The 13,469-nt window shown below is 63.2% G+C and carries 15 protein-coding genes and 1 pseudogene; 11 read left to right on the forward strand and 5 right to left on the reverse strand.

Annotation, left to right across the window (positions count from 1 at the left end):
• The first annotated feature begins 28 nt into the window (after positions 1-28).
• From AUL36_RS22040 to AUL36_RS22060, 5 genes are all read left to right on the forward strand, one after another.
• Positions 29-460, forward strand: coding sequence for an ion channel (locus AUL36_RS22040; RefSeq protein WP_062224295.1), 432 nt, complete (start codon positions 29-31; stop codon positions 458-460).
• Positions 461-544: 84 nt separating this feature from the next.
• Positions 545-1,369 carry a universal stress protein gene (locus AUL36_RS22045; RefSeq protein ID WP_062224297.1) on the forward strand — a complete coding sequence of 275 codons (825 nt, stop codon included), beginning with the start codon at positions 545-547 and terminating at the stop codon, positions 1,367-1,369.
• Positions 1,370-1,652: 283 nt separating this feature from the next.
• On the forward strand, positions 1,653-2,558 hold the full coding sequence (locus AUL36_RS22050) for a universal stress protein (protein WP_192843895.1): 906 nt from the start codon (positions 1,653-1,655) through the stop codon (positions 2,556-2,558).
• A 173-nt stretch (positions 2,559-2,731) separates the two neighbouring features.
• The gene (locus AUL36_RS22055) at positions 2,732-2,962 is read left to right on the forward strand and encodes a hypothetical protein (protein ID WP_062224301.1); all 231 of its coding nucleotides are present in this window, start codon (positions 2,732-2,734) and stop codon (positions 2,960-2,962) included.
• Between the two features lie 169 nt (positions 2,963-3,131).
• Positions 3,132-3,602 carry a GNAT family N-acetyltransferase gene (locus AUL36_RS22060; protein ID WP_062224308.1) on the forward strand — a complete coding sequence of 157 codons (471 nt, stop codon included), beginning with the start codon at positions 3,132-3,134 and terminating at the stop codon, positions 3,600-3,602.
• A 169-nt stretch (positions 3,603-3,771) separates the two neighbouring features.
• On the opposite strand, the gene AUL36_RS22065 is transcribed toward AUL36_RS22060, so the two are convergent.
• From AUL36_RS22065 to AUL36_RS22075, 3 genes are all read right to left on the reverse strand, one after another.
• The gene (locus AUL36_RS22065; RefSeq protein ID WP_062224323.1) at positions 3,772-4,314 is read right to left on the reverse strand and encodes an Hsp20/alpha crystallin family protein; all 543 of its coding nucleotides are present in this window, start codon (positions 4,312-4,314) and stop codon (positions 3,772-3,774) included.
• Positions 4,315-4,383: 69 nt separating this feature from the next.
• Positions 4,384-5,034, reverse strand: a complete 651-nt coding sequence (locus tag AUL36_RS22070) for a BON domain-containing protein (RefSeq protein WP_062224326.1) — start codon at positions 5,032-5,034, stop codon at positions 4,384-4,386.
• A 117-nt stretch (positions 5,035-5,151) separates the two neighbouring features.
• Positions 5,152-5,496, reverse strand: coding sequence for a DUF1476 domain-containing protein (locus AUL36_RS22075; RefSeq protein ID WP_062224310.1), 345 nt, complete (start codon positions 5,494-5,496; stop codon positions 5,152-5,154).
• A 296-nt stretch (positions 5,497-5,792) separates the two neighbouring features.
• Here AUL36_RS22075 and AUL36_RS22080 point away from each other — a divergent pair, with 296 nt between their 5' ends.
• From AUL36_RS22080 to AUL36_RS22095, 4 genes are all read left to right on the forward strand, one after another.
• Positions 5,793-7,118, forward strand: a complete 1,326-nt coding sequence (locus AUL36_RS22080; protein ID WP_062224312.1) for an NRAMP family divalent metal transporter — start codon at positions 5,793-5,795, stop codon at positions 7,116-7,118.
• Between the two features lie 310 nt (positions 7,119-7,428).
• Positions 7,429-7,677 (forward strand): AbrB/MazE/SpoVT family DNA-binding domain-containing protein, encoded by a 249-nt coding sequence (locus AUL36_RS22085; RefSeq protein WP_019997403.1) that lies wholly within the window; start codon positions 7,429-7,431, stop codon positions 7,675-7,677.
• 3 nt (positions 7,678-7,680) lie between these two features.
• Positions 7,681-8,067 (forward strand): type II toxin-antitoxin system VapC family toxin, encoded by a 387-nt coding sequence (locus AUL36_RS22090; protein ID WP_062224314.1) that lies wholly within the window; start codon positions 7,681-7,683, stop codon positions 8,065-8,067.
• A gap of 25 nt (positions 8,068-8,092) precedes the next feature.
• Complete coding sequence (locus AUL36_RS22095; protein ID WP_374700798.1) at positions 8,093-9,148, forward strand: 3'-5' exonuclease; 1,056 nt, start codon at positions 8,093-8,095, stop codon at positions 9,146-9,148.
• 290 nt (positions 9,149-9,438) lie between these two features.
• On the opposite strand, the gene AUL36_RS22100 is transcribed toward AUL36_RS22095, so the two are convergent.
• Positions 9,439-10,719, reverse strand: coding sequence for an ATP-grasp domain-containing protein (locus AUL36_RS22100; RefSeq protein ID WP_210168882.1), 1,281 nt, complete (start codon positions 10,717-10,719; stop codon positions 9,439-9,441).
• A gap of 2 nt (positions 10,720-10,721) precedes the next feature.
• Positions 10,722-12,143: an FAD/NAD(P)-binding protein gene (locus AUL36_RS22105; RefSeq protein WP_082656019.1), complete on the reverse strand. Its 1,422-nt coding sequence runs from the start codon at positions 12,141-12,143 to the stop codon at positions 10,722-10,724.
• A 209-nt stretch (positions 12,144-12,352) separates the two neighbouring features.
• On the opposite strand from AUL36_RS22105, the gene AUL36_RS23510 reads away from it, so the two are divergent.
• Both AUL36_RS23510 and AUL36_RS24040 read left to right on the forward strand, forming a co-directional pair.
• Positions 12,353-13,240 carry a DMT family transporter gene (locus AUL36_RS23510; protein ID WP_244497195.1) on the forward strand — a complete coding sequence of 296 codons (888 nt, stop codon included), beginning with the start codon at positions 12,353-12,355 and terminating at the stop codon, positions 13,238-13,240.
• 129 nt (positions 13,241-13,369) lie between these two features.
• Positions 13,370-13,469, forward strand: a pseudogene (locus AUL36_RS24040) (IS5/IS1182 family transposase); the annotation flags it as partial.

The raw sequence follows: 13,469 nt of genomic DNA on the forward strand, positions 1-13,469 counted from the left end.
GGGCGCGTCGGGGCCGGGGGCTGCGCGCATGGGCATGAGCCTTGCCATCGGCACGGCGATGATCGGCGCCAGCGTCACGATCCACACATTCGGGCTGATGGCGCTGACCCATGTCCTGTCGCGGCTGATCGCGCATCTGCGCCTGCACCGGCGCTGGGGGCGGATCGTGGCGATGATGTTCGTGGTGCTCGGCCTGTTCCTGATCCTGACGGTGGAGGTCTGGGCCTGGGCAGTCTCATACCGCCTGCTCGCCGTCCTGCCCGATGTCGAGACCGCGCTTTACTTCTCCACCAGGACCTTCGCCACGGTCGGCTTCGGCGACGTGATCCCGAGCCGGCAATGGCGCCTTCTCACCGCGCTGGAAGGGATCGACGGGTTTTTGCTGATCGGCTGGTCCACTGCCTATCTCGTGTCCGCGGGAACGCGCGTCGGCCCGTTCCGGATCGGTGAGCATTTTTAGGTCGATCCGACCTTCGGTTTGAGGGGGATCAAGGCGGCCCCCTCCCTTCCGGCCCAGAATGGGGCATGACGGAAGGAGAACGAGATGGACACGAGACTTCGTTTCGCAACCGTTGCGGTCAGCGTCGACGGTGGTGCCGGCACTGCCGAGCGCGTCGCGCTGGCCGCGCGCATCGCCCGCCGCTTCGACGCGCGCTTGGTTGGCTTCGCCGCGCAGGGCATTCCCGTTTCCGCCTATGCCGGCGGCGCGGATGGCGGATACCAGGTGGTTCTCGCCGCCGAAGAGGAGAGCGCGCGCACGCATCTCGCCGAGGCCAAGGCGCTGTTTCATCGATCCTGCGGCGGCGCGGCGGACTGGCTGGAGCGCCAGTGCGATCCCAACGCCTTCGCCCTCCAGCATGCCGGCCTTGCCGATCTGACCGTTCTGGGCCGGCGCGGCCCCGGCGATCCGGACCCCGGCCCCATGGCGGTTGATGCGGGGGCCGTGGCGATGAAGTCCGGGCGGCCCATCCTCGTCGTCCCCCCGGGCGATCGACGCGACGAGGCGCGCTTCGCGCTGGTGGCCTGGAACAATTCCCGCGAGGCCCGCCGCGCCCTGGCCGACGCCCTGCCCTTCCTCACGCGCGCCGAAGAGGTGCAGATCGTCGCCATCGCACAGGATTCGGGCGGCGAAGGCCTGACCGATGCCGGCACCTATCTCGCGCGGCACGGCGTGCAGGCGCGCGCCCGCTATCTCCCGACCTATACGGGCTCGATCGAGAACGAGATCTTCAACCAGGCCAATGCGATGGGCGCGGACCTGATCGTGGCCGGTGCCTATGGCCATAGCCGCCTTCGGGAATGGTTCTTCGGCGGCATCACCCGCTCGCTGCTGCAATTCACGCCCTGCCCCTGTCTCCTGTCGCACTGAGAGGCGGTGGACTTCCGGCCCCGATCCTCGCGGCCGGTGCGCTCGTTTGGTCGAGCCCTCGCGAGCGTCCTTGCGGACGGGGGGGCCGCGAGGCTCGCCCTCGGGGGCCATGGCGAAAAGGCCCGGCCAGCCGGCCCCGCGCAATTTTTTCCGAGAGCCCGTCCGATTGAGCCAGATCAAAGCGGGGCCGAAGGCCCGGTGGCACACTGGCCGCATCGCTCGGCCAAACGAGACACGCCTCGCCCGGCCGATCTCCTCCGCATCCAAGGAAAGGACCTGCCCCATGAGCGCCGTTGCCCCCCTTCTCACGACATCGGGAGCCCCGGACCCCGCGCCCGCCCCCGCCCCGGCGGAACGGCGCAGCGTTCGAGACGCGATGCTGCTGTTCGACGGGTCGGACGCCGACGAGAGGATCGCCAACGCCGCCGACTGCGTCGCCACCGCCTTCGGAACCCATCTGGAAGCGGTTCTGGTGAACGAGATCAGCCTGCCGCAGGTCTATGTCGCCGAGCCCTTGGCCGTGCAGCCCTACGAAGTCCTGCAACTCGACGAGGAGGCGGCGGACCGCACGGCCGGTATCCTGACGCAGCGCCTCGAGCGAACCGGCCACACGTTCGAGCTGCGCCGGATCGAGGCTTTCCGAGTCGAACTGGAAGCGTCTCTGGCGAGCCTGGCGTGCAGCGTCGATCTCGTGGTCACGGCGCGGCCCTATGATGGCACGGTGCGGACCGCAGATCTCCTGGAGGCCGTGCTCTTCGGCAGCGGCACCCCCGCCCTCGTCGTCCCGCCGCAGAGGAGCGCGATCGACCTCGAAGCCCCGGTGGTCGTCGGCTGGAAGAACACGCCGGAATGCTTCCGCGCCGTGCAAGGGGCCCTGCCCTTCCTCCAGCGCGCCAGCCTCGTGCATCTCGTCACCGTCGAGGAGAATCCGTCCGGGGAGGAGGTCGGCCGCGAGCCGTCCGCCGACATCGCGCGCCATCTCGCGCGGCACGGGGTCAGGCTCGAGGTCCGGCACCTGCCGCGCTGGGAGCATCCGGCCAAGGCGCTGCTCAACGAAGTCGACATCACCGGAGCGGGGCTCCTGGTGACCGGGGCCTATGGGCGCTCGCGCCTGCGCGAATGGTTTCTGGGCGGCGTCACGCGCGAGCTTCTGGAAGAGGCTCATGTGCCGACGCTGCTCGCTCACTAGGAACCAGGGACACAACCCTGCGGGTCGATCCGTCGAGTCCGTCCGCCCCCGATCGTCGTTGCCGATGCTTGGCCCTGCCCTGCAGTGCCTCCGCTCGGCGCCTTGCCGGGAACAGAAGTCCCTCGCCGGCTCTCCGCCGCGGGGTTCTTTCCCCGGCTCTCAAGGAGGTTGCCATGCAACACTGCGTGCTCGTCTATCGCGTCCAACCCAAGGGCAAGCACTGGACGATCTGCTTCGGCGGGTTTCCCTGCGGCGAGTTCGACAGCCGCCGCGACGCCCTGCATTCGGCGGCGGCCGACGCCCGGCGCGTCCGGCGCATGGGCCATGTCGTCCATGTCCGGGTCGCCCGTCCGCCGGACTGCGAGCGGCCCCTGCCCGACAAGATGCTGCCGGCTCTTCATTAGACGAGCCGCCGCCGGGCGGGCGATCCATCCAGCGGGGCCGGGAGGACGGCAGCCGGCCCCTTGCACCAGAAAACGGGAGGCGATCATGACGGCAGAGGTTGCGGCTTCGGAGCGGACGAACCCAGGCGGAGGCGAGATCCTTCACCCACGCGGGGGAGGACGCCTCCGGGTGCGCCCGGTCGGCCCGGCGGACGAGCCGGTCCTCCAGGCCTTGTTCGACCATGTGTCGCAGGCGGACCTGCGCTTTCGCTTCTTCAGCACCATGCGGCATGTCGATCATGGCCGCCTCGGCGCGCTGTTGGCGCCCGAAGGGCCGGGCTCGGCCAGTTTCCTCGCCTTCGACGAGACAGGCGAGCCGGTCGCCAGCGCCTTGTTCGTCGGCGACGCGGGCGGGCGCGAAGGCGAGATCGCCATCACCGTGCGCAGCGACCGCAAGGGGCACGGCATCGGCTGGTCGCTGCTGCAATACGGGCTGGCCCATGCCAGACGCCAGGGCTACCGGACGGTGCGATCCGTGGAAAGCCGCGAGAACGCCGTCACCCTCGATCTCGAACACGAGGCCGGCTTCGAAATCCATTCCTGCCCGGACGATCCGACACTGACGATCGCGACGATCGATCTGGCGACCATGACGGCTTGAGGCCGGTTGCGGCGGGGAACCGGCCATCGGCATAGACTGCGCTTCGCTCCTCGCCCACGGACGAAAAATCGCTTGCCCCTCCTCCGCCTGAAGGTTTCGTTCCCAGCTCATCGAGCGCCCGGCAGGGTGGCGCGGGTTCGGCCGCGCCGCCTCGCGGGGGGGCCGACCGTCAGGAGGCCTTGACCTCGATGCGCTGTTCCTCGGCCATGGCCTCGCGGGTCTTGGGCAGACGCAGCGTCAGCACGCCTTTGGCGAAGGTCGCCTCGATCCTGGCGCGATCGACGCCCCTCGGCAGCGCAAGGCTGCGCGAGAAGGACCCGTAGCGACGCTCCGAAAGGTAGACGTCCTTGCGCTGCTCCTCGTCAGCCTGCTTCTTTTCGCCGGTGATGGTCAGCGTGTCGTTGGACAGCTTCACCTCGATGTTCTTCTCGTCAAGCCCAGGCAACTCGGCAGTGATCTCGTAGGCGTCTTCGTGTTCCAAGACGTCCATCGCAGGCACGGCGGGAAAGAAGCGCGCGTCCGACAGGCCGCGCTCGAAGGCCAGCGGCAGTCGGCGCGCGAAGGGCGAGCGGGCGACCAAGCGATCGAACAGCTGATCCATGTCATGACGCCAGGCCTCGAGCGGCGGCCAGTTGCCGGCGGGCGCTCCCGCCAGCGTCCGGCCGGTCGGCTTTTCGGATTTGACGGGAAGCTTGGTGGCGGATTCGACCATCGTCATTCTCCTTTGTCTGTTTCTGCGCGAATGCAGGCGAAGGGAGGACCGCGATCCTCCCGGCCGGGATTACGAGGCGACCGTGATATTGTCGGTGACGTGCCGGACGCCCGGCGCCGACCAGGCGGCCGATTCCACCGCATGGCGCTCGGGCCAGGCGCGCACACGGCCCGACAGCGTGACCTCGCCATGATGGACGTCGACGTCGATCGCCTTGGCCTCCAGGGCCGCGTCGCGCTTGAGGGCGTCCTCGATCCGCTTCTTGACGTCGGCGGGCTGCACGCGCGGCGTCAGCTCGATCAGATTGGCGACGCCGATGACGCCCAGCAGCGTCTTGACCGCGTCATAGGCGGCCACGCGCTGGTACTGCCATTCCACCTTGCCTGACAGCGTGACCCAGCCACCCTCGACCTTTACCTTGACGGCGTTGGCCGGCACGGCGGTGTTCCAATTGAGCGTGTTAACGGCGCGGCGGGCGATCTCGTCGTCGGCCGTGCGATGCGTCCCCAGCGGGCGTACCTCGATCTTCTCGGCGACGCCCGTCACGCCCTTGACACGCATCACGATGCGCTCGGTCGTCGCCTTCTGGGAGAAGGTCGGCACATGGCCAGTCAGGGTGACGATGCCGTTCTCGACCGCGACGCCGATATCGGCGGCGTCGATGCTCGGCTCGAACTCCAGGGCGTCCATGACGGTTCGACGAAGGGTGGTGTCCAACATCTCGGTTTCTCCTGTGAGAGGAAAGGCGGTGAGCCGCACTTTCTTCCCCAGGATAAGGAGCGCGAAGGCCGCCTCCTTGACGCGGATCAAACCCGAGCCCGAACGTCGGTCCGGGCGTCAGCCCGTCCCGGAGGCTTCCGGATCGGCGCCGACAATCTGTCGCCGCGCCCCTTCGTTCGCCAGCGTCATGGCCTGACCTAACTCGTTCGGCGTGGCCATGACGCCGGCGGCACCCAGATCGCGCTGTACACGGGCAACGATCTGCGCCTCGGTGTCGCCCCTCACGGCGGCTTCGACCAGCGAGCGAGCATAGGCGGGCCCTGCCTGCTCATCGAGACCCATTCGGGTCGCGGCCCAAAGACCGAAGCGTCGCTCGCGCGCAACGCGCAATAGAAAGGCCACCTCCTCCTCACGAGCGAATTGTTCTTCGAAGGCGGTTTCACGTTCTGAAAACAGGCTCATTCTGGCCTCCTTGTAGACGGTCGCGGGTCAAACGTCGGGGCGTCCGCCCGCCTCGATTCCGCTGCGACACGGAGGTCGGCTCCGCTTGCGGCTGGGCTCGCTGTGTTTCCGAGCGAGGGCTGGATGCAGGCAGCGCCAAGAATTGTGGAGCTGGGACGGGCACTGTTCGCCAGACGATGCGCCCTCGCGTTCCTCTCACCTTGACCAGGATCAACGCATCTTGCGGTGGTTTTAATGAAGCTGGCGTCACGTTGCCCACATTGGCAGCGCACGAAGCGAGGCAAGGGCGCAGGGCAGTGAGCGGCCAAATCATTGAAGACGACGACAGCGAGAATCCGAGTCCGGTGGTCGGTCCGTCGAAGCCGCGCATCCTCAAAGTACTTGGCCCCGGCCTTATTACCGGAGCCTCCGACGACGACCCCAGCGGCATCGCGACCTACGCACAGGCTGGCGCCGCCTTCGGCTACGGCCTGGCTTGGGTGCTCCTTTACTCTTATCCGCTGATGGTGGCTGTGCAGATGATCTCCGCCCGGATCGGCCGCGTCACCGGCCATGGGATCGCCGGGGTCCTGCGCCTCCACGCCCCACCCTGGCTGCTGCAGGGCACGGTGGTCCTGCTGCTTCTCGCCAACACGTTCAATCTCGGCGCCGATCTCAGCGGCATGGGCGACGCCGCGGCTTTGCTCCTGCCCGAATTGCCGCGTTGGACCGCCGTGCTCTTCTTCGGCACGCTCTGCCTCAGCATGCAGCTTGTCCTCGTATACACGCGATATGTCGCCGTTCTGAAATGGCTGACGGCAGCGTTGCTCTTCTACTTCGGCGCGCTCGCCGTCACCAGGATCGACTGGGTGCAATTCGGCCTGGATACGCTCTGGCCGAAAATCGGCGGAGGGCACGACGTCTGGACGACGCTGGTTGCCCTGCTCGGCACGACGATTAGCCCCTATCTCTTTTTCTGGCAGTCGGCCGAGGAGGTCGAAGACCTTCACGCCCACCCCCGCCGCCACGATCTTCTCGGCTCGCCTGAGCAGGCCGATCGCGCCCTGCATCGCATCGAACTCGACACGATCGCTGGCATGGCCTTTTCCAACGGCGTCGCGCTCGCCGTCCTCGGCACGGCTGCGGGCGCCTTTCACGCCAACGGAATGCTGGATATTGGGACCTCGGCTCAGGCGGCGGACGCGCTGCGGCCCATTGCAGGGCGTTTCGCCAGCCTTGTATTCACGTTAGGCGTCATCGGCGTCGGACTGCTCGCCGTGCCTGTTCTCGCAGGCTCGGCCGCCTATGCGATCGGCGAGGCGCGGCAGTGGCCCGTCGGGTTCAGCCGCGAGGTGCAAGAGGCGCGTGCTTTCTATCTCGTCGTGGTTCTCGCCACGTTAGTGGGAATGGCGATCAGCCTGACGCCGTCGATCGACCCGCTGCGGGCCTTATTCTGGAGCGCCGTGGTCAACGGGGTGGTGGCTGTTCCGGTCATGGTGGCAATGATGCGGGTCGCTTGCCGCACCGATGTCATGGGCCCTTTCGCTGTAAGCGGCCTGTTGAGAATTCTTGGCTGGATGGCGACGAGCGTCATGGCGTTAACAACCTGCGCGATGTTCGCGACGACCATTTGGACAGGCTGACGTGTCCAAACTCTCCAATCGGCAGCCCGATTGAGGCAAACAGCCACGATGATCAAACGTGCCGAAGAAGCTCAGTCATGTCCTGAGCTCGTCTTTGAAATGAATACAAAATTCAATGTCTTAGTGATTTTGGACGTGTTAAAAAACGATCGATTTATCGCAGCCTGCATAGGAGTAGATTGGGCAATTCACCTTCAGCTAGGCTTTTGCACGGCGCCGCACCGCACGCGATCTTGTGCACCAATCGGCCAATCTGGCATATTTGTCATGAGCCGGAACGAAGAGTCCGAGGTGCAGCGAGGTTACGGCGATGGCGGCGGCAAAAGGCAAGATCGTAGAGGGCGGGCGTGTAATCCTTCCTGCCGCCTTTCGCAAATCGATGGGTCTGGCGAAAGGCGATACCGTCCTGATCGAACTGCATGGCGAGGAGCTTCGCATCCGACCCGCACGATCCGCCCTTCGTCGTTTGCAGGACAAGTTGCGGGACTATGCCCCGGAGAATGGATCGGTGGCGGACGAGCTGATCGCCGATCGTCGGCAGGAAGCGGCTGGCGAGTAAGGCATGGCCTGCGTTCTCGATGCCTCCGCCGTCCTGTGTCTGTTGTTTTCCGAGAAGGGGGCCGACAAGGTCGAAGCCCGTCTTGGTGATGCCAACATCTCAGTCGTCAACTACACCGAGGTTCTGTCCAAGCTTGTCGATCGCGGTCTTGATGCAGAAGAAGCGATCCGGGACCTGTCCGATCTCGACATCACCGTCCTGCCGGTCGGCCAAGAGGTCGCGGAAGAGGCGGCCCGGTTGCGCGGCTTGTCGAGGGAGGCCGGTCTGTCGCTCGGCGATCGCTTCTGCCTCGCGCTCGCTCGCAGCCTTGGCGTTCCGGCCGTGACCACGGACCGGGCTTGGAAGGACATTGCTAAGCCCGCTGGGGTAAAAGTCGAGCTCGTCCGTTGACCGGACGCGGCGAAGCGATGACGACATGACGAGACGCAAGACGCCAGGGGCCAACGAGCGGTCCGTGCAGATCGATTTGTTCGGAAGCACTGTAGCCCCGTCCCTGCCCTTCACAGAGCCTCATCGGCCTGTCCCCATGCGTCGTGTTCCGGCCGCCAAGACGACGGCGTCCCCTGTACCGAAGCCCGAGGGCGAGGCGATGATGGTCGAGCGTCTGGAGCGCACCGGACGCTACCGCGTGTTGCGCAAGCTCGCGCCGCGCGAGGTTCTCTCGCATCTCCGTCCACCAGCCGATCGCACGCCGGGCGGCTGGCCACGCCTTGGCATCGTCCTCGACACGGAAACGACCGGCCTCGACCACGCCGCGCACGAGGTCATCGAGCTTGGCATGGTCGCCTTCACCTATGACGAGAGCGGCGTGCGCGACGTCGTCGGGGTCTTCTCCCAGCTGCAGCAGCCGACGGGCCCGATCACGCCCGACATCACCCGGATCACCGGCATCACGGACGAGATGGTCGCCGGACGGCGCATCGACCTCGAGGCGGTTCGTCGCTTCGTCGAGCCCGCCGATCTCGTGATTGCCCACAACGCTCGCTTCGATCGGCCCTTCTGCGAAAAGCTCTGCCCTGGCTTCGAGGCCAAGCCCTGGGCCTGCTCGGTGTCGGAGGTGGACTGGACGGCGCTCGGCTTCGAGGGCACCAAGCTCGGCTATCTCGTCGGTCAGTGCGGCTATTTCCACAACGGGCACCGGGCTGTGGACGATTGCCATGCGCTCCTCGAAGTGCTCGCCCAGCCCTCGCGGACGCAAGCCGAGCCCGCCTTTCGCCAGCTTCTGGCTTCGGCTGCGGCCCCGCGCCTTCGCGTCCACGCGCTCGGCTCGCCCTTCCACACAAAGGACATTCTGAAAGCGCGGGGGTATCGCTGGAGCGACGGGTCGGGGCGCCAGCCGAAATGCTGGTGGCGCGAAATCTCCGAGGACGCGATGAACGAGGAGGCGCGGTTCCTGGAAACCGAGGTCTATGCCGGCGGCATGAACGCCCATGTCGAGCGCCTTACGGCTTGCGCGAGGTTCAAGGCGTAAGGTTGGCGAATGAGGGGGCAATGCCGGGAGCGGCGAGCGCGCGCAGCGATCGCCAGCCTTGCGGACGGATCGGTTGATTGCTCGACCTGTCCGTTGACCGGAATCGCGCCGTTCGTTCAGGCAACACTCGGATCCAACACGATGAGGATCGGGCACCCGCGACGGCACCGTGGTGGCGAAGCAGCTGTTTCAGCTCTCGGCCCAGCTGCCGAGCGTCCCGAAGTGGATCGTGGCCGACCGCGGCTAACCGGAACCATCACTTGCGTCTCAGCGATTAGAACCATCAGGTCTTAGCCTGCTGCCTCTTGCTGGTAGGATACAGCGTAAAGTTCCATTGCATCGTCTAGGCGTCTGAACTCTGTGATGTCAGCGCGCAACTGAGAGGCCGACTCATTAATCCAGTAGACGACGCCACCGCGTCCAACTGTATCAATTGTCTTGGATACACGGTCTCCAACTTTCAATCGCCGATACATCGAATGATAGGATGTTAGTTTTTGAATCTGCGCGAGGCCTTGTGTTGACGTGACCTCTCCAGGTCCGGTGAAAATGAAAAAAGATTTGGCGAACGCCTTATGATCGCATTCTGCTCGCTCAATCCATGTGGCTTGAAATTCATCCGGTTTTAGTAAGAGGTCGGCTAGAGCGGATGCCTGCGTCCCGTGAAGTCCTGCCGCTAGATAGGGCTCGCGCTCCATGGTTGGTCCGTTCAAGCGTGCCCCCGTCTCGATCAAAGTGGGACCCTGTGATGACGACCGAACTTCGGTAACAGAGGGACCATTCGCGATCCCAAGAGCGTCGATAACGGAAAGCGTATAGCCCACCAACTTTGCGATTTCAGGATCCCTTGGGTTCACCAAGAACCAGTCCTCCATCGCATTTGAAAAGCCAGCGACAGGCCGAAGGGTCATGCGCCAGACGTCGGTTACGGTATGCCGGCTATTCGAGCTGACAACGTTCACGAAATACTGGTCGCCATCGATAAAGGTCTGAACTAGAGCGGATGCGTTCTGAAGCCCCAAGAGGTTTTCGCCGCTGATAGCCCGCTCCGTCGCAGCCTTCACTTGTTCTATGTCATAACAGACCACAACGCCATCGGAGCCGGCACTTTCCGTAGGCTTGACCACTAAGGGCCATGAATTTTGCGAGTGCGCCCAAGCTACAGCCTCTTCGGCCGAATGAGCAATTGACTGCCGTGAGCCGGAAAGTCCCGCGGCTTCTACGGCTTGAGCCATAGCGAACTTATTGCGGCGCGCCTTTGCAAGATCGGGTCGGTTAGTGGGGAGGCCCATATGCGCGGCTAGAGCCTCTGCATACTCCACGCCTGGCTCAGAGCCAGCCACGATAGCGTAAGGCTCCAATTCGGCAAGAGCTGTAGCGGCTTGCGCCAATGTGCCTAGAAAGCCGAGATTACATCGGTACGGTGACGCATCGAAGGACGCTGCCAAACGGTCTGAGGGAGTGGCGACGCTCTGAATATGATAGCAGTCGCCCCCCCGCAGATTGAGTTCGCTGACAAGCTCCCGGGCGGTCGAATATCCATCCACTATGACGATCGTGTTTCGGGCCATGGTCATGCAGCCTTTCTAGAAGTGCTCGCGGATCGGTGAACATTTTGGAGATCACCTATGATCGCCTCAGCCTGCTTCACAGATGCGCGCACATAATTCGTCACCAGGAGACTCCCACTGATAGGAGCTCCCATACCGTAGATCCGGTGTTTAGGAACCTCGGTCGTAAGGCGCATCGAATGTGGGTCTGCTGCTATGCCGCCGTGAACGTTCGAGCGGCAATCGAGGGCTGCCAAGTGTCGCCACAGGGGGCTACGTCGGTACGATGTGGCATCCAGTCCCGTGCAGTTCACCACTGCATCGAATGTCCCGAAAGTGTGCTCGAGGTTTCTGCCTGTGTTCGCCTCCCGGATCGGTACAATCGAAAGACGCCCCACCTTCATTGCCTCTGCAATTTTGCAGGCATTCTGAAGGGGGAAGGACGAGACGTATCGTCCGATAAAGCCGGACGCTATGTCCTTCAATCTGAACTGTTCCTCCACGGTCAGGCGATTCCAAACCTCGTTTGTCTCCTCGATCAGGTGCGCAATGGCATGCTGCCACCGGTTCTGTCCGGAGCGGCACAGAGTGATTTCGTGCTGAAGGCGACCCAACGGGGTTTGTAGATCGCATGGCTGCCGGACTGACGTTCGTCTGCTCTGCAACTCCTTTAGGGCGAGGTGAGCTAACCGGCGAACCCGGTCACCTTGGGTCACCCGCTCCCAATGATCGACCTTATAGAACTGAGCTTCGTAGCGGAGCAGCTCACTTCGAACCGAAGGCAACATGCCGCTTTTGGAAGCCATCGTGACCCGCATATCGGGCCGGTGCTTCAGGATAAGGACTGCAGCGTCGATAGCCGAAAGCTTGGAACCCAGGATCAAAACCGAGCCGCCAGCTCGCATGTCCTGCAAAAACCTCTGATCGGCGTAGGGGTTCTGAACGATGTGTGTCGTTTCGTTGAAGGTGAGATGAGTGGGTTTGGCTTGGGCTCCTGTCGCAACGACCAGCGCCTGAACGTCCTCGTGGCGATCGTTGGCCCATAGGCGTAGATCTCCATCACCGAGGGCTTCTACCCCATTCACAGAGCCTCGAATGAAGGTGATCTTCTTTCCCTGCCAACGTAGGCGGTCACATGCTTGCGAGAGCCTTTCTGACAGGTATCTACGATATAATCCGCGCGGTATGAACGAGGCCGATTGAGCCAACGCCGGCGCTACCAAGCCCAGCCATTCGATCAGATCGGTCTCGTTCCCCGGAACGATAGACGTTATTCCTGCACTCGTGTTCGTGATGATCGCATCGTCATCCGCCTTCAAAAAATCGGATGAAAGCGGGTCTCCTTTTTCGAGGACGACCACATCTGAAGTTTCGGTGCGCTCATAGGACAAGCCTACAATCAGGGCCACCGCGCTTGGCCCACACCCGACAATTCCTAGACGCATAGCTCAACCCCTGATCGTGCGCGCGGCCGTGTGTTAGCAAGAATGGGAGTTGTCGACTTTACGATTTGCGACATGCAATATGAGCAATGCGACAGCTTATCTGCCCTGCTTTCCATGCCGCTGTCGCTAGCCAAAGCGAAACCCTTTCAACGCACCCTGAACCATGCGAAAGGCGCCAAAGGCGCAAGACCCCTTTAGGTGGCTACTCAATGACCATACCTTCCTCCGTCAGCTCCGGTCGGGTGATGATAATCCTCGCTGTATTTCTACAAGCGGTTGGAAAGGTCGCGTTCGGAACTTGGCTTACATCCGTTCCTTCTAATCTGTTTGTCTTCTTCAGCTTCGCCCTAACAGCGGCCTTCTTCCTAGCTCTTTCACGAAAAGGCGTTGGAGCACCGGCCTTGGGGGCGCTTGTTCTTCTCAATGCCAGCACAGCGCTGACTTTCATATGCTTCTTCTTCGCTCTTAAGTTGATCGAGCCAGCAATCGTCGGGGCGGTCGAGATCGGTATCGGCCCGCTTGTCGTTGTGCTCATAACTTTGCTGACCACGGGAGAGCGACCGTCATGGCTGCGCGTCGTCGTGTGTCTCGGTATTCTTGCTGGGTGTGCAGTTCTGGCCGTTGCCGCGCTGCGGGGATCGGGCTTTGCCTCTTTTGGACCATCGGCTTGGCTAGGCTTGGGAGCAAGTGTTGCCGCAGGTATAGGTGCTGTCCTTATTACCATGTCATCGCGAGCGCTGCTGCAACGAGGTTGGAAGTTTGGAGCAGTCCTTGCACATCGATTTTACCTAATTCTACCTCTGTCGCTCGCCCTTTCGCTAAACTCTGACTGGTCATCGATCCCGTGGTCTGGCAGTTTAACTGCTGCCCTTCTCCTCGTCGCAGTCGTGAGCGTCCTGGCGCCGCTCTATCTTCTGCAGATGGGAATAGGCCGTTGTGATCCCTATACAGTCATGGTTACGATGGCTGCTCTTCCCGTACTGACATTTGCATTAGAGGGCTTCTCGCCAGCGTATGCATGGTCGTGGCCGACAGCGACTGGTGTTGCTGTTGTGTTCGGTTTCTTGCTTGTCGATGTCGCGGCGAAGAAGACCTAACGAACACGAAGCGGGCTGTAACCTGCGGGCAGTCCGTCTCGCTTTTACAGGAGGGGTACCCCCTTAGGGTCAGGACCCATTGATTTGAGGCGCGCCGTCTGATTCAGGCTCCGTACGGGGGGACTGGATATGAGCGATCTATACTGGCTGACGGTCGAGCAGATGGAGCGTCTTCGCCCGTTCTTTCCCAAGAGCCATGGCAGGCCACGGGTCGATGACCAGCGGGTTT

This window comes from Aureimonas sp. D3 (assembly GCF_001463805.1).
Lineage (GTDB): Bacteria > Pseudomonadota > Alphaproteobacteria > Rhizobiales > Rhizobiaceae > Aureimonas > Aureimonas ureilytica_A.